Genomic DNA, 16,393 nt, shown 5'->3' on the forward strand with positions numbered 1-16,393 from the left:
TATGAAGGCTACCAAGCCCCTCACGAGAAAGGCTTTGGATACAAAGGCTAGTTATCTTTGTAAGTTAAACAAGTGATTGAAATTACGTGATTATTAGTAGTCCAGAGTTGTAAACCCAGTTCAGAATATTCCCTCGGAGTTTTTATTTCTCCATCTTCAAATTCTAATGGAATACCAATTTCATCTGGTAGCACCCCAAGAAGTTCTCCCAGCTCTAAGATATTTAAACCTATACAATTCTTACCCTTGTAATAGAATTTTTTATATGAAGTAATAGAAACGACTTTTCCATCTTCAACATCTATATAGATATCTTGCTCTGGAATAAAGTATGACGCCCATCCAGTTATGGAATCCTCATCGCCAGCTAATAACTCCTGCTTACTTTTAACACTTTCTAAAGGTTCATCAAGTGCTATATTGCCCACAGACGTATTTGGAATCCAGCTCCACAAAACTCTACCCCTTTTTCGACTCATCGTAATCTCTTCGCTTGGCTGAATCTATTGCTGCCAACCATAACCTTGAGCCTTTAAAAGCCAAATATACTCTTTTAAACATCAATCATCCCCTGCGAGAATCCTTACGGTACTTCTAGCGCCCTCAACAATTTGTTGAGTAGTTGTTTTGACCTCTGCCTTGCCTTCCAAAAAAAAGCGCCGGTGAACGGCGCTTTTCTATGCTTTCTTAAGGGAGATTAAGGAAGCTTAAGGCTTAGCCCTGCGCTTCAACGTCTGCAGCTGCTTCAGGCGCTGCTTCCGTTGCTGGCTTGTCTTTTACGTCAAGCAGCTCAACTTCGAAGATGAGCGTTGATTTCGGTGGAATTGTGCCGCCACCGACTTCACGATCACCGTAAGCTAATTCAGGTGGGATAACGAAGCGGTACTTGTCACCTACGCTCATTAACTGCACACCTTCGGTCCAGCCTGGGATCACTCGGTTGAGTGGGAATACTGCTGGTTCACCGCGCTCGACAGAGCTGTCAAAGACGGTTCCGTCAACAAGGGTTCCCTCGTAGTGAACTTCAACGATATCGTCAGCTGCAGGCTGCTTACCACCCTCAGCGCCTTCGGTCAGCACTTCGTACTGCAGGCCTGATTCGGTCACCATAACGCCTTCTTTCTCGGCATTTTCAGCTCGGTAAGCTTCACCCGTTGCTTGCGCTTCAGCACCCAAATTGGCTGCTTTTTTCTCGGTGAATTGCTTTTGCATGTCCGTGAGTAATTGCTGTTGTTCTTCTTCGGTTAACTTCGATTCAGCTTTCAGTGAATCAACAAACCCGGCAATAACCTGGTTACGGTCAAGCACGAACTCCATTTTCTCTTGCTCATCCAGGTTGCTGTTCACAAAAGTACCCACTGAGGCACCCAGAGCATAAGCCATTTTTGCCTGCTCTTCAGTTGGTGCTTTTTCAGAAACAGGATAGGCTTCCTGCTTTTGCTGAGTACAACCGCTAATCGCGATAGCAACAAGGCTAAGCGCTAAAGTCTTTTTTAAATAGCTCATTCACTTACTCCATGATTGAATTCTTGCGTCTAACAAGGTCTAATTTGTCGCGATCACTATACTACACATAAACAGGTGCATTTGCCTATGGCTGAACAGCATGAGAGTGAACTGCAAACGCGCGTTGCCGATTTAGAAAGTCGGTTAGCGTTTCAAGATGACACGATTGAAACTCTCAATCAATTGGTCACCGTACAATCTGAACAACTGCAACTTATGCAGCATAAATTGCAACTGCTTGGGCAGCGCCTGCAACAGCTGCAGGAGCGCAGTGACGATAACGACAACAACGACCCTGCGGCCGATGTGCCACCGCATTATTAATGGCCCGGTGGAGCCAGCAATTCGAGCTTAACTTGACCGCTGTTAGCTGACCCCGTATAACATTCATTCAACTTTAACGGAGTCAGCATGTCGGTCAAACATCCAATTATTGCGGTTACCGGCTCATCAGGAGCAGGCACCACCACCACCAGTCAGGCATTGCGGCATATTTTCCGTTCGCAGGATCTCACTGCGGCCTGTGTTGAGGGTGACAGCTTCCACCTGTACTCGCGCCCGGAAATGGACGTTGCCATCCGTAAAGCACAGGAACAAGGCCGTCATATCAGTTACTTCGGGCCAGAAGCGAATGATTTTAACCGGTTAGAGGCGTTATTTCGCGAATATGGCGAAAGTGGCAAAGGCGAAGTGCGGCGGTATCTACACAATTTTGATGACGCCGTGCCTTATCACCAGATGCCAGGCACCTTCACGCCCTGGGAGCCGGTGCAGGATGATACCGACCTGCTGTTTTACGAAGGCCTTCATGGTGGCGTAAAAACGGCCGACCATGACGTCGCTAAGTACGTAGATTTGCTGATCGGCATGGTTCCCATCGTCAACTTGGAATGGATCCAGAAGCTGCTCCGCGACACTGCCGAGCGAGGCCATAGTCGCGAAGCGGTAACGCAAAGCATAGTGCGCAGCATGGAAGATTACATCCATCACATCGTGCCGCAATTTTCGCGTACCCATATTAACTTCCAACGGGTGCCGACCGTAGATACCTCGAACCCGTTCAGCGCCAAAGACATTCCGTCGCTAGACGAGAGCTTCGTCGTGATCCGTTTTCGCGGCATGCGTAACGTCAATTTCCCCTACTATCTGCAAATGATCGATGGTTCATTTATGTCGCGCATGAATACCCTGGTGGTACCGGGCGGCAAGATGGTATTTGCGATGGAGTTGATACTGGCACCGCTGATTGAAGAAATGATGTTCGCCAAATTACACGGCGGCAAGCCAGGCTGGTTGAAGAGTTAACTTTGAAGAACTAGTCTTCTTCACCCACCAGCCAGTGACTTTGCCATTCGGCACCGCGCTCTTGTTTGAGTAAAGGGGTCAGAAAGTTCATGATGGTCGGTAACTGTTGCACCACGCCATAAGGCGGATTAATAAACAGCATGCCGCAACCGTTTAAGCGGCTCGAGTCTTGCGCGCCGCGAATCAATAAATCAACAGCCATAGCTTTGCTGACCTGCGGCAAGTCAGCAACCGCCTGTTGAAACTCACTGGCCACCACGGGATCCTTAATCGGATACCACACCACATAAGTTCCGTTCGCCCAGCGTTTGGTGCCGTCAGCCAGCGCATTAAGCACCTGCGCAAACTCGTCCGGTTGTTCAAACGGTGGGTCGATCAAGACCATGCCCCGCTTGATAGGTGGCGGGGTCAGCGCTTTTAATGCAGCAAAGCCATTCCGACCGCCAGCAACGGTTATGCGTTGGCTCCGGGGAAAATCCTGTACAACATTTTCGGCCAGAAGCTGTGCGTCTTCAGGGTGAAGTTCGCACAAGGTCAGCTGGTCCTGCTCACGTAGCTGCAACGCCGCCAGATAGGGCGAGCCCGGATACCAGCGGCAGCTGTCCTCGGGCAGATTCAGGTCACGCACCGCCTGCACATAACCGCTAAGAGCTTCAGGTACGTCCGCCGCCTGCAACAGGCGTTTGATGCCGAGTTCCCATTCCGCGGTTTTCTGCGCCTGCTCGCCCTGCAAATCGTACATACCAATTCCGGCATGGGTGTCCAATAACCAGAACGGCTTTTCCTTTTGCTGCAGATACGACAAACACGCCCATTGCAGAGCGTGTTTCATTACATCAGCAAAATTACCGGCATGATAACTATGGCGATAGTTCACTTAGTCGGCCTGCTCGATACTGTAACTGTGTGACATTTCGACAGCGGCTTCCAGCATCTTCGCTACCGAACAATACTTTTCGGCCGACAGTTGAACGGCGCGCTCGACGTGCTTTTCTGCAACATCTTTACCCGTCACCACAAAATGCAGGTGGATCTTCGTAAACACGGCCGGCACTGCATCAGCGCGTTCACCGTTGACTTCGCAGCGACAGCCAGTGACCTGCTGCCGTGCTTTTTCCAGAATACTCACCACGTCTACGGATGAACAGGCTCCGGCCGCAGCAAGCACCAACTCCATGGGAGAACCAGCCACGGCTTTATCGCCATCGAGGAGGACGTCGTGACCGGTGCCTGAGGTGGCCTTAAAGACCATGCCCTGTTGCCATTCAACAGTTGATTTCATTGCTGCTGCCATGACTTAACCCTCTTGCTTATCGAAATGCAGACCAGGCAGTAATTTCTCTGGCATGTTGACCTTCTCGGCTTCGACAGACGCAACCGGGTACGCACAATAATCTGCCGCATAATAAGCACTTGCGCGGTGATTACCACTGGCACCAATACCACCAAATGGTGCAGCACTGCTTGCGCCGGTGATGGGTTTGTTCCAGTTGACGATGCCTGCACGGATGCGCTTAAAGAAGTAGCGATAGGTGTCTTCTTCATCACATAAAATACCGGCAGATAAGCCAAAGCTGGTGTTGTTCGCTTCTTTAATCGCCTCGTCAAAATCCGTGTAGCGGTACACTTTCAACAACGGACCAAAATGCTCAATATCTGGCATGTCTTCGACGTTAGTCACGTCGATAATACCCGGAGTGACAAAACCCAGTTGATGATCTTCTTGCTGCATACGCACCAAAACGCTACCGCCAGCAGCGGCTAGATCGTTTTGCGCTTTGACCATCTCATTGGCGGCTTTGGCAGAAATCATCGCCCCCATAAACGGCTGCGGCTCTGCGGCATAGTCACCGACTTCAATTTGCTTAGTCACTTCGAGTAAGCGTTCAAGAATGGCATCACCATTATCGCTGCGCTCAATAAACAAGCGGCGAGCACAGGTGCAACGCTGGCCTGAAGTGATAAACGCAGACTGGACGATGTCGTGCACAGCGCCATCGATATCTTCAACATCTTTCACGATAAGTGGGTTGTTGCCCCCCATCTCTAACGCTAGAATTTTGTCCGGGCGTCCGGCAAATTGCTTGTGCAGCACGTGGCCGGTGCCTGAAGAACCCGTAAAGAACAAGCCATCGATCTGCGGATGCGCAGAGAGGGCCTTACCGGTCTCGACCAATCCTTGCACCAAGTTAAGAACACCTTTCGGTAACCCCGCTTGTTGCCATAACTTCACCGTATATTCTGCAACCTTAGGTGTCATCTCGCTGGGCTTAAATACAACGGTATTCCCGGCCAGAAGTGACGGCACAATGTGACCGTTTGGTAGATGGCCTGGGAAGTTATAAGGTCCATAAACAGCAACGACACCGTGCGCTTTATGGCGAATAAAGGCTTTGCCAGCTGGCATTGGGTTTTCAACGGTACCTGTACGCTCATGGTAAGCGCGCTCAGAAATCGCAACTTTGCCGATCATGGCAGCGACTTCGGTCAAGGTTTCCCAGACTGGTTTGCCAGTCTCTTCGGCAATAATTTCAGCAAATTCCTGTTTGTTCTCTGCTAATAATTCAGAGAACTTTTTGCAAATCGCCAGGCGCTCGTCGAATTCACGATCGGTCCAGTCGATGAACGCTTCCCGCGCGGCCATGACCGCAGCGTCAACTTGCTCTGCTGAAGCACAGCGGCCGGCCCATACGACTTCATCGCGCGCTGGGTTAATTGACTTAAATTCGTCACCTTCGCCAACGAGCCATTCGCCGTCGATAAATAAATTTTGTTCTGACATAGTGTGTTCCTCGTAGTTTGAGTCCACTTACAACGCGACAAAGCGCGCATGATCCCCGTCTTGCAGGCGCAACTGGTCAGCCGTTTCGGGGGAGATAACAATATGATCGGGATGTTCTTGTATGGTGGCACGTCCGGCGCGGAAATCTGCCACGCGCGTGCTACACAAAATCACGTCAGCTGTGTTGTCAGACGGAACGTCAGCAATGCGGACCGGTTTCCGTTGACTGGCGCGAACGCTTTTAATATTGGCCACTTCCACTTCAACCGTCGGTCCGGCATCAAAAATATCAATGTAGCCGCGGAAGCGGAAACCTTCATTTTCAAGCATACGTAGGGCAGGCCGGGTATTGTCATGGACCTTGCCGATGACCGCCTGAGCTTCAGGCTCAAGCATCTTCACATAGAGTGGAAACTGCGGCATCAATTCAGCGACAAAGGCTTTCTCACCTATTCCGGTGAGGTAGTCAGCCTGATTGAAGTCCATGTTGAAGAAATGCTTCTCCAACCATCCCCAAAAAGGCGACGCGCCGTTTTCATCAGAAATTCCTCGCATTTCGGCAATGGCGAACTGACTAAAACGCTCGGCGAACTCAGCCATGAACAGCATCCGAAAACGTGACAGCACGCGCCCGTTTTGATTTTTTCGAAAGGGTTCGCGCAAAAAGAGCGTGCACAACTCACTCACGCCTGTGTAGTCATTACACAGGGTCAGCGTTTCCAAAGCATTGTAGACATCGAGCTCTTTAGAATGATGGACGACCTTTCCCAGGCGATAATGATAAAAGGCATCGGTTAATCCGACCGCAGCTTCAATGCCGCTGCAGCCAGCTATTTCACCGGTTTCTGTGTCTTCCATCACGAACAGATAGCCTTCTTCGCCAGGTTCACTGACGTGCTCACGGGCAAAGGCTTCCTGCGCGCGGGCAATGCGTCGGCGCAGCAAGCTCTCATCGACCGGCAATGACGTAAAGCCATAGCCGGACTCAACCGCGCAAGTGTAAAGCGCCGCATAATCCTGCGGCGTAATTGGACGTACCACTAACATAAAGGCTCCGCCGTCTTATCCGACGAGTTTTGCTATGGCTTTTTCAAAACGTGCCAAACCTTCTAGCACATCTGCTTCAGGAATGATCAAGGATGGTGTGAAGCGAATCACACTAGGCCCAGCAACCAGCACCATCACACCCTCATCCGCGCCTGCATTCAGGAAGTCACGCGCTTTACCTTCGTACTTGTCGCTCAGCTCAGCACCGATTAACAGGCCTTTGCCACGGATATCTTTAAAGATGCCGTAACGTTCGTTGATTTCAGCCAGCTTAGTTTTGAATAACTCTTCGCGTGCTTTGACACCTGCCAGCACTTCATCAGTGTTGACGACGTCAAACACGGCTTCAGCAACCGCACAAGCGAGCGGGTTACCGCCGTAAGTACTGCCATGCGTGCCAGGTTTAAGATGCTCAGCAATAGCTGCAGTTGTCAGCATCGCGCCAATGGGGAAGCCGCCACCAAGAGATTTTGCTGAAGCCAGAATGTCTGGTGTCACACCCAGTTGCTGGTAGGCATATAGGCTGCCAGTGCGGCCAAAGCCGGTCTGAACTTCATCAAAAATCAATAAGGCATTGTACTTATCACATAAAGCGCGCACGCCTTTGACAAACTCAAGGTCAGGGCTGATCACGCCGCCTTCACCTTGCAGAGGCTCCATCATCACGGCACAGGTTTTCTCTGACATTTGCGCTTCGAGTGCCGCCAGGTCATTGTATTCAACGTGCTCGATGCCACCTGGTTTTGGTCCGAATCCTTCAGAGTACGCAGGTTGTCCACCGACGGTTACGGTGAAAAATGTCCGGCCGTGGAAGCCTTTGGCGAAGGCGACAATCTGGTCTTTGCCAGCGCCATGGTTATCCAACGCCCAGCGACGCGCCAGCTTTAACGCGGCTTCGTTCGCTTCCGCGCCAGAGTTCGCAAAATAGACACGCTCCGCAAAAGTTGCATCGGTCAGCTTTTTCGCCAACCGCATGGCCGGCTCATTGGTGAATACATTACTGAGGTGCCAAAGCTTGTTGCCTTGCTCGGTCAGTGCGTTCACCATAGCCGGATGACAATGACCCAGACAGTTCACCGCAATACCGCCAGCAAAATCTACATACTCAGTGCCGTCCTGATCCCAGACGCGTGAACCTTCGCCTTTTACCGGAACCATTTTTGCCGGGTTGTAGTTTGGAACCATCACGTCGTTAAACGTCGCGCGGGTAACCTTCATCTGATCTGCCATAAATTCCTCTCTTTCGGATTCTCTTACGGATAGTTTGAGTGGCAGTATTATTGCAGAAAATAGCTGTATTGTCGTGGCGGAAGAGCAGAAAAAACAGTGCGTTCAGCGAATCAGGTTAAGCGTGCGGGAAGCTTGCATAAGTATTCGGACTGGAGTGGTTTATGCTGAATAGTTAACGCCGAAAAGATGCGCAGGCATCAAGGAAATTCTGTAATACCGCATGTCCGTATTCAGTTTCGACTGCTTCCGGATGGTATTGCACCCCCCAAACTGGCAATTGTCGATGATGTAGCGCCATGATTTCGCGCTCGCCTGCCGCTCCGGTGGTCCAGGCGTCAATTACAAGACAGTCAGGTATCGTTTCTGGGGCCAGTAGCAGTGAGTGATAACGAGCCACTCTAAAGGTCGCGGGTAGCCCTTTCATCAGCCCTTCGCCACCATGCTCAAGCTGTGAGGTTTTGCCATGCATCACCTGCGCGGCTCTTACGACCTGGCCCCCAAAGACCTGACCGATGGCCTGATGACCAAGGCAGACACCGAGAATGGGCACTTTACCTGCCAATTGCTCGATAACCTGCAGGCAGACACCCGCTTCGTTGGGCGTACAAGGCCCGGGAGAGAGTACGATGCCAGTGACAGGCAGTGCAGCGATGTCGGCCAAGGTGATGGCATCATTGCGCACAACCTTGACTTCAGCGCCGAGTTCGCGAAAGTAACGCACCACGTTGTGGGTGAACGAATCATAATTGTCGATCATCAACAGCATGGTACGTCGCTCTTAGCCCTCAAGGACGGGGCACAAAACCGATAACATCATAAACCTTACGCAAGGTCTCGTCAGCGTAGCTGCTTGCTTTGTCAGCACCTTTCGCCATGACCTGATTCAGGAAGTCCATATCTGTACGGTACTCATGATAGCGCTGTTGAATAGGCTCAAGCATTGCCACCACAGCGTCCGCAGTATCGGTTTTCAGATGACCGTACATTTTACCTTCGTAGTCGGGAACCAGCTCAGCAATGGTGCGTCCCGTTGCTGCTGACAAAATAGAAAGTAAATTGGAGACGCCAGGTTTCTCTTCCGGGTCAAAGAAAATGCGCGCTTGTTCGTCAGAATCAGTGACCGCGCGTTTCAGTTTCTTACTAATTTTCTTAGGCTCTTCCAGCAAACCGATGAAATTATTCGGATTATCATCTGACTTTGACATTTTTTTGGTCGGGTCTTGCAGGCTCATGACCCGCGCGCCGACTTCCGGAATAAAAGGATCCGGAATGGTAAAGACATCGCCATAGATGTTGTTGAAACGGGTCGCAACATCGCGCGCCAGTTCCAGGTGCTGCTTCTGGTCGTTCCCTACCGGTACTTCGTTGGCCTGATACAGTAAAATATCAGCGGCCATCAACGCCGGATAGGTAAACAAACCGGCATTAATATTGTGCGCGTGACGGTCGGATTTATCCTTGAACTGGGTCATGCGATTCAGCTCGCCCATTTGCGTGTAGCAATTCAGAATCCAGGCCAGCTGGGCATGCTGCGGGACGTGAGACTGCACGAAAATCGTGCTCTGCTCAGGGTCAAGACCACAGGCCATGTACAACGCCAGGCCATCCAGGGTCGCCTCGCGCAGCTCTTGCGGCTCTTGTCGCACCGTTATGGCGTGCAAGTCAACCAGCATAAACCGGCAGTCGTGGGTCGCCTGCATTTTCACCCACTGCCGCAACGCGCCAATGTAGTTACCAATCGAAAGTTGTCCTGATGGCTGACAGCCACTTAATACAATAGGTTTGCTCATAAATACGTCCGTTACCTTCCTTGCAATACTGAACCCGTGACTACTTTGCGACTGTCGCGAGCTCGGCCCGCATCGCACTGATCACTTGCGCGTAATCTGGCTGATTAAAAATCGCAGAACCGGCGACGAACATATCGGCGCCCGCAGCTGCGATCTCTGCGATATTCTCTGTTTTCACGCCACCGTCGATTTCCAGGCGGATCGGCAAGCCACTGGCATCGATGCGTTGCCGTGCTTCGCGCAGCTTATCCAGGGTTGCCGGGATAAACTTCTGGCCACCAAAGCCGGGGTTCACCGACATCAACAAAATCACGTCGACCTTGTCCATGACATAGTCAAGATAATGCAATGGCGTCGCCGGGTTAAATACCAACCCCGCCTGGCAGCCATGGTCACGAATCTGTTGCAGGCAGCGATCAACATGGGTTGCGGCCTCGGGATGAAAGCTAATAATTGAAGCGCCGGCGGCAGCGAACTCGTCAATCATACGTTCAACCGGCTGCACCATCAGATGCACGTCGATTGGCGCAGTGACGCCATGCTCACGCAAAGCCTTACAAACCATAGGACCAATGGTCAGATTCGGCACAAAATGATTATCCATCACATCAAAGTGAACGACATCTGCGCCAGCCTTCAAAACTGCGTCCACTTCATCGCCCAGCCGGGCAAAATTAGCCGATAAGATTGATGGGGCAATAAGAAAGTCTGTCATGCTGATTCCCGTTAGCTTTAAAGTTGCGTGTATGCATGCTTAGAAAGTGCACTAGTGTACCAGAGAGACCCGCGCTTGCCAGTTAAAAAAATGAGCCAAATCGCTTGGCAAGGCAGGCTTAAAGCTGGTAGATTGTACGATATTCATGCAAACAACGACGACGTCCGCAAGTCAGGAGTTTCCAAATGCAGTTACGTCTGCAATTACAGCGCCAGCGTAAACGGGTTGCCAGTGGCTTTGTTGTCGCTAGCCTGATGCTGGGTGCCGTACTCTTTACTGATGTGGGTCAGTCGACGTTAACTGCATCCGAGAAAGACTGTCAGAAATTGTTACAGAATTCAGAACAACCTGAAGTTATGCAGCAGTGCGCCAACCGCATCATGCAAAATGAATTATCCTGGAGCTCATGGTTTTCTGGCCACAGCCGCTCTACTCAGTTCCACTTTCTCGATCTCTTCGAACTTCTTTTCAGTGACTCCAGGCAAGACCAAAGCGACTACAGCAGTAATAAGAAAGTAAGCCTGAGCTAACCATGCCGAAGATGAAAGACTCCAAACCGAGCGTGTTCACTGTGGTGTTCAGCGTTCTCGCTGCGCTTTTTGGTGTGCAAAGCGAAGAAAACCGCCAACGCGACTTCAGCAAGGGACATCCCGGCCTCTTTATCGGCATTGGCGTGTTCTTTATTGTGCTATTCGTGGTGACCTTATTGCTAATCGTCAACTGGGTACTCCCTTAAAGGGGAGTACCAGCATGTTCCAGGGACGTGATCCCTGAATGACTCAATAAGGCTTCAACTTGCGGCTCGCGACCGCGAAACTCTTTAAACAGCTGCATTGCCTCACGCGAACCACCGCGCTCCAGAATCGCCTCCAGGAAATCCCTGCCGACGTCGTAATTAAAAATACCTTCCTCTTCAAAACGACTAAAAGCATCTGCCGACAGCACTTCAGCCCACTTGTAACTGTAATATCCCGCGGCATAGCCGCCGGCAAAAATATGGCCAAAACCATGTTGGAAACGATTGTATGCTGGTGGTTTCCTTACTGCGACCTGATCGCGCACGGTGTCCAGCACCGCCTGTATCTGATCACCTTGCGCGGGATCGTAATCGCGGTGGATGCGCAGATCAAACAGGCTAAACTCCAATTGACGAACCATTTGCATCGCCGATTGGAAATTTCGTGCTGCGAGCATCTTATTAAGCAGGTCTTCAGGTAACGGGTCACCGGTTTCGTAATGGCCTGATATCACAGCCAGAGCTTTCGGTTCCCAGCACCAGTTTTCCAAAAACTGTGACGGCAACTCGACCGCATCCCAGGCTACCCCGTTGATGCCCGATACTCCTGCAACATCAACTTTGGTGAGCATGTGGTGCAGGCCGTGACCAAACTCATGGAACAGGGTCAATACTTCATCGTGGGTGAACAGGGCTGGCTTGTCACCTACAGGTTTATTGAAGTTACAGGTCAGGTAAGCAATCGGAAATTGCAGTTTGTTGGCACTGTCGACACGACGCACCGCACATTCAGCCATCCAGGCGCCACCACGTTTACCATTGCGGGCATAGAGATCGAGATAAAAGCTACCGCGGAGCTCGCCCTTGCTGTCGCCAATGACAAAATAACGCAGGTTATCGTGATAACGCGACGGTGGCGTCTGCTCCTCAACGTTAATTCCAAACAAACGCTCGACCACAGTGAACAAGCCTTTTAATACTTGCTCTTCGGGAAAGTAGGGACGCAACTCTTCGTCCGAGATTGCATACTTCTGCTGCTTGAGCTTCTCACTGAAGTAGGCCACATCCCAGGCTTCCAGCTGGTTGATGCCATAGTCACTCTGCGCAAAGTCGAGAACTTCCTGATAATCTGCGTGAGCCTGCGGCAAAGACCGCTCGGCCAGATCCATGAGAAATTGCTCTACCTGGTCGGCCGATTCCGCCATCTTGGTCGCCAGGCTGAGTTCAGCATAGTCGCGGAAACCTAACAGTTGCGCGAGTTCGTGTCGCAGCGCCAGTGTTTCAGCCATAACAGCTGTATTATCAAACTCCCCTGCTTGCGGGCCCTGATCGGACGCACGCGTAGTAAACGCCTGGTACATGACTTTGCGTAATTCTGCATCATCGGCGTACATCATCACCGGCAGGTAACTGGGCATGGCGAGTGTAAAACGCCAGCCTTGCTGGTCATTTTCCGCAGCGGCACTCGCGGCCGCGTCGACGGCACTTTCGGGTAAGCCGCTCAAACGTTTCTCATCGGTCACCAGATAGTGCCAACCATCGGTGGCATCGAGTAAGTGGTTACTGAACGTGGAGGCAAGGTCCGATAAGCGCGTCTGGATTTCTGCATAGCGCTTTTTTTTGTCCTCTGGCAGAGCAATACCGGACAGTTCAAAATCGCGCAGGGTATCGTCAATCACTTTGCGCTGGGCTTCCGACAAGGTCGCGTAGTCGTCACTTGCTTTGAGCGCCTGAAAAGCTTTAAACAAACCCTGATGCTGTCCGACAAAGGTGCCGTAGTCGCTGAGCATAGGCAGGCACGTATCGTGCGCTTCACGGAGCTCAGCAGAACTCACCACGGCATTCAGATGCGCCACCGGAGACCAACTGCGCTCCAATAGATCGTCTTGATCTTCTAAAGGCGCTACCAAGCCTTTCCAGCTGAAATCCTTTTGCTCGAGAACCTTTTCGATGGTCGCTTTACACGCAGCAATGCGCGCTTCGATTGCAGGTACAATATGCTCGGGTTTGATCTCTTCAAACGGCGGTAGTCGATACTCGCTCAATAAAGGGTTTTGACTCATTCGGCTTCCTCTTGAATAATGCGCTGTGTAACTACTTTAATGTAGATCTTAGGACAAAGCGTAGTTTTTCAAGGTCGCAGTTTAAATAACAATGGGAAATCATCATGAATTTAGCTTACATGTGGTCACGCAAGATGCGTCATGGAATGGCCGCAGCCATACTTGTTACCGGCCTGTCTGCTTGCAGCAGTTTGCCGGGCGAAGCGCCAGCAGTGACACAGCAGACCGCGGTCGATGGCGAACGCTTAAGCCTCGAGGCACTCTACAACACTGACACCTATCAGGCGCGTGGCGTGCCTCCTACGCGCTGGCTTGCCGATGGCAGCGGTTATACCACACTGGAAAACAGCGCCGAGGGCGAAGGTCGTGAGTTAGTCCGTTACCATCCGGGTACACAAGAGCGCACTGTTTTAATCAGCGCCACTGAGCTAACGCCAACCGGCATGGATACTCCCTTGCATGTGGCCGATTACCATTGGTCGAATGCCGGCGACAAGCTGTTGATCTTCACTAATACCAAGCGTTCATGGCGGACCCACACGCTGGGCGATTACTGGGTTTTCGATCTGCAAGCGCGCTCGCTGACTCAGCTCGGTACCTTTGCTGATGCGTCCACCTTGCAGTTCGCTAAGTTCGATCCCGCAGCAGAACGTGTCGCCTACGTAATGCAGAATAATATCTACGTTGAACGTCTGCGTGATGGCCGCATTACCCAACTGACCCATGATGGCAGTGAAACTATTGTTAACGGCACCTTTGACTGGGTCAACGAAGAAGAGTTTTTCTTACGGGATGGCTTCCGCTGGAGCCCGGACGGTAAAGAGATCGCCTATTGGCAATTGGATACCTCAGGTACCCCAGTGTTCACCATGATCAACAACACCGACGAGCTTTATCCGACGTTAAAGACCTTCCCTTACCCGAAAGTCGGTGAAATCAATGCGTCCATGCGGATCGGCGTTATGTCAGCTGATACCGGCGAAACCACCTGGATGAAGGTGCCGGGTGACCCGCGTCAGCATTATCTGGTACGCATGCAATGGGCAGGTAACTCTGAGCAATTATTTATCCAGCAACTGACCCGCTCGCAGGCGGTCAATCGCGCGTTTTTAGCCGATGCCGATTCTGGGGCCGTCACCGAAGTGGTCCGTGAAACCACCGACAGCTGGGCTGAGTACGTTGATGACGTTATGTTCCTTGATGGTGGCGACAGCTTTACCTGGTTGAGCGAACGCAGTGGCTATCGCCACATTTACCGGGTGGATCGGGATACCGGTCGCCTGACGGCAATCACCCGCGGCAACTGGGATGTTGTCGAAGTGCTGCAGATCAATGAACAGCAGGGCTGGGTCTACTTTATTGCTTCACCCGAGACGCCTCTGGAGCGCTATCTGTTCCGTGCCGCGCTCGATGGCAGCAGCAAACTGGAGCGTCTTACGCCTGCCCAGGCCGGCACTCACAGCTACCAGCTTTCCGCTAATGCTGACTATGCAGTACACACTTATTCGAGTGTCACTCAGATGCCACAAGTCGATATGATCAGTCTGCCCCAGCACCAGCGTATCCGCTTGATCAAAGACAACGGCGAAGCGCAGTCGGCGTTGAACGAGCTGGCCCGTGGTAGCTTTGAGTTTTTCCAGGTTCGCGCTCAGGATGGGCTGCAGCTTGACGGTTTTATTATGAAGCCGGTTAATTTTGATCCGAACAAAAACTACCCGATTCTGTTCTATGTGTACGGCGAACCCTGGGGACAAACCGTCAGCAACAGTTGGGGCGGTGAGCGCTTTTTGTGGCACACCTATTTAACTCAACAGGGGTATATCGTTGCTTCCATCGATAACCGTGGTACCAAGTCGCCGCGCGGGTTCGACTGGCGTCGTTCCATTTATAAAAACCTTGGGGTAGTGACTGTGCGCGATCAACACGATGCCCTCCAGGCCATGCTGGACCGCTGGTCCTTTATTGATGAAGACCGCGTCGGCATCTGGGGTCACAGTGGTGGCGGTTCGCAAACACTGAACGCCTTGTTCCGCTACCCGGACGCCTACGATGTTGGCATAGCACTGGCACCAGTACCTGACTTGACGTTGTACGACACCATCTATCAGGAACGCTATTCAGGACTGTTACCTGAAGCCGCTGAACGCTACCGTGAAACTTCAGCCATTACCCATGCGGAAAACCTGCAGGGCGACTTGTTGTTGGTGCACGGCACCGGCGACGACAATGTCCATTTTCAGGGATCAGAACGGTTAGTAAATGAACTGATCAAGCATGGTAAACAGTTCGAGTTTTTTGCCTACCCGAACCGTACCCACGGCATTCGTGAAGGGGAAGGAACTACGTTGCACCTGCGTACCATGATGACCGATTTCCTGCGTGAGCACCTACCTGCAGGTGCCCGTTAGTCGGGGTAATCAAGATAAGCTTCGTTCAACACGGTCATGCCGTGTTGACGAAGCCACTGCTCAGCAGCTTCATAGTCGTCTGAATACCTTGCGACCAGCGTCCAGAAACTTTTACTGTGGTTAAATTCAGCCAGGTGGCAAAGCTCATGAATCACCACGTTGCGCACGACCCACTCGGGCGCCAGCCATAACTTCCAGGAAAACTTCAACTCCCCCTTACGGCTGCAATGCCCCCACTTGCTGGAGAAATTGCCCACCTCCCAACTGCTCGGCTGCAATGGATGGTCAGCGGGCCAGTCTCGGAAAAAGTCATCCAGCCAGGCTTTAGCCTGCTGCTGGTACCAGGCACGAATCATACCTTTCGGCTCTTTGGCCGGATTGGAGCGAGCTGTCACGGTCGCAATCAGCGCGTTCTCTTCGCAGTCGCAATTTTTGCGGGTCGCTGTCACTATCTGTAACTCTAACGGACGGCCCAACCAGCGCAGTCGTTCTCCCGTTTGCCAGAGACGCGGCTGCAAATTCGCCAGCTGTTGTTGTTGCCGCTGCAAGTGCTTTTGTATCCAATCTTCTTTACTGGCGACGAACTGCTGTATTTTAGCCGCTGAGAGTCTCCAGGGCGCATGGATCTGCACCTGGCCATCGCGAACTTTAATCGCGACCGAGCGGCGATTCTTACTGCGATGGATGGGATAGATTAAGCTCATCGTTTTTTTCATCTCGCTTTCACTGCCGCTTGCGTTGCACACTCGTTCTTTTTGGGCGATCATACCGCCTTCAATTGAATCACAGATTAGCACGTAACAGGAGCACA

The 16,393-nt window shown here is 51.6% G+C and carries 17 protein-coding genes; 5 read left to right on the top strand and 12 right to left on the bottom strand.

All coding sequences use genetic code 11. The features are described 5' to 3' along the window. Positions 1-47: 47 nt before the first annotated feature. Entirely contained in the window at positions 48-479 is a 432-nt protein-coding gene (locus J6J28_RS08770) for a hypothetical protein (protein ID WP_301721162.1), read from the bottom strand. A gap of 235 nt (positions 480-714) precedes the next feature. Beyond that, complete coding sequence (gene fkpA / locus J6J28_RS08775; protein ID WP_301721163.1) at positions 715-1,506, bottom strand: FKBP-type peptidyl-prolyl cis-trans isomerase; 792 nt, start codon at positions 1,504-1,506, stop codon at positions 715-717. An 87-nt stretch (positions 1,507-1,593) separates the two neighbouring features. Between fkpA and J6J28_RS08780 the strand changes: the two genes are divergently transcribed. Both J6J28_RS08780 and J6J28_RS08785 read left to right on the top strand, forming a co-directional pair. Continuing rightward, a complete protein-coding gene (locus tag J6J28_RS08780) occupies positions 1,594-1,830 on the top strand; it encodes a SlyX family protein (protein WP_301721164.1) in 237 nt (78 codons plus the stop codon). 87 nt (positions 1,831-1,917) lie between these two features. Further along, positions 1,918-2,811, top strand: coding sequence for a phosphoribulokinase (locus J6J28_RS08785; RefSeq protein ID WP_301721165.1), 894 nt, complete (start codon positions 1,918-1,920; stop codon positions 2,809-2,811). 10 nt (positions 2,812-2,821) lie between these two features. On the opposite strand, the gene J6J28_RS08790 is transcribed toward J6J28_RS08785, so the two are convergent. The 8 genes from J6J28_RS08790 to rpe all read right to left on the bottom strand — a co-directional run bounded on the left by J6J28_RS08790 (position 2,822) and on the right by rpe (position 10,375). Continuing rightward, positions 2,822-3,688: a 23S rRNA (adenine(2030)-N(6))-methyltransferase RlmJ gene (locus J6J28_RS08790; protein ID WP_301721166.1), complete on the bottom strand. Its 867-nt coding sequence runs from the start codon at positions 3,686-3,688 to the stop codon at positions 2,822-2,824. Then, positions 3,689-4,093, bottom strand: coding sequence for an OsmC family protein (locus tag J6J28_RS08795; RefSeq protein ID WP_301721363.1), 405 nt, complete (start codon positions 4,091-4,093; stop codon positions 3,689-3,691). A gap of 15 nt (positions 4,094-4,108) precedes the next feature. Then, complete coding sequence (gene astD, locus J6J28_RS08800; RefSeq protein ID WP_301721167.1) at positions 4,109-5,593, bottom strand: succinylglutamate-semialdehyde dehydrogenase; 1,485 nt, start codon at positions 5,591-5,593, stop codon at positions 4,109-4,111. Positions 5,594-5,620: 27 nt separating this feature from the next. Continuing rightward, a complete protein-coding gene (astA, locus tag J6J28_RS08805) occupies positions 5,621-6,640 on the bottom strand; it encodes an arginine N-succinyltransferase (protein WP_301721168.1) in 1,020 nt (339 codons plus the stop codon). A 15-nt stretch (positions 6,641-6,655) separates the two neighbouring features. Continuing rightward, positions 6,656-7,858: an aspartate aminotransferase family protein gene (locus tag J6J28_RS08810; protein WP_301721364.1), complete on the bottom strand. Its 1,203-nt coding sequence runs from the start codon at positions 7,856-7,858 to the stop codon at positions 6,656-6,658. Between the two features lie 184 nt (positions 7,859-8,042). Further along, on the bottom strand, positions 8,043-8,636 hold the full coding sequence (locus tag J6J28_RS08815) for an anthranilate synthase component II (RefSeq protein ID WP_301721169.1): 594 nt from the start codon (positions 8,634-8,636) through the stop codon (positions 8,043-8,045). A 19-nt stretch (positions 8,637-8,655) separates the two neighbouring features. Further along, positions 8,656-9,660, bottom strand: coding sequence for a tryptophan--tRNA ligase (gene trpS / locus J6J28_RS08820; RefSeq protein ID WP_301721170.1), 1,005 nt, complete (start codon positions 9,658-9,660; stop codon positions 8,656-8,658). Positions 9,661-9,700: 40 nt separating this feature from the next. After that, positions 9,701-10,375, bottom strand: a complete 675-nt coding sequence (rpe, locus tag J6J28_RS08825) for a ribulose-phosphate 3-epimerase (protein ID WP_301721171.1) — start codon at positions 10,373-10,375, stop codon at positions 9,701-9,703. A gap of 185 nt (positions 10,376-10,560) precedes the next feature. On the opposite strand from rpe, the gene J6J28_RS08830 reads away from it, so the two are divergent. Both J6J28_RS08830 and J6J28_RS08835 read left to right on the top strand, forming a co-directional pair. Beyond that, positions 10,561-10,905 (top strand): hypothetical protein, encoded by a 345-nt coding sequence (locus tag J6J28_RS08830; protein WP_301721172.1) that lies wholly within the window; start codon positions 10,561-10,563, stop codon positions 10,903-10,905. A 2-nt stretch (positions 10,906-10,907) separates the two neighbouring features. Next, positions 10,908-11,111 carry a DUF2970 domain-containing protein gene (locus J6J28_RS08835; protein WP_301721173.1) on the top strand — a complete coding sequence of 68 codons (204 nt, stop codon included), beginning with the start codon at positions 10,908-10,910 and terminating at the stop codon, positions 11,109-11,111. On the opposite strand, the gene prlC is transcribed toward J6J28_RS08835, so the two are convergent. Further along, the gene (gene prlC, locus J6J28_RS08840) at positions 11,108-13,174 is read right to left on the bottom strand and encodes an oligopeptidase A (RefSeq protein ID WP_301721174.1); all 2,067 of its coding nucleotides are present in this window, start codon (positions 13,172-13,174) and stop codon (positions 11,108-11,110) included. The genes J6J28_RS08835 and prlC overlap by 4 nt on opposite strands. 104 nt (positions 13,175-13,278) lie before the next feature. Between prlC and J6J28_RS08845 the strand changes: the two genes are divergently transcribed. After that, entirely contained in the window at positions 13,279-15,582 is a 2,304-nt protein-coding gene (locus tag J6J28_RS08845) for a S9 family peptidase (RefSeq protein ID WP_301721175.1), read from the top strand. On the opposite strand, the gene J6J28_RS08850 is transcribed toward J6J28_RS08845, so the two are convergent. Further along, entirely contained in the window at positions 15,579-16,286 is a 708-nt protein-coding gene (locus tag J6J28_RS08850; protein ID WP_301721176.1) for a M48 family metallopeptidase, read from the bottom strand. The two genes, J6J28_RS08845 and J6J28_RS08850, sit on opposite strands and share 4 nt — an antisense overlap. Between the last annotated feature and the right edge of the window lie 107 nt (positions 16,287-16,393).

Origin of the sequence: Pseudidiomarina terrestris (assembly GCF_030466375.1) — a bacterium.
GTDB lineage: Bacteria > Pseudomonadota > Gammaproteobacteria > Enterobacterales > Alteromonadaceae > Pseudidiomarina > Pseudidiomarina terrestris.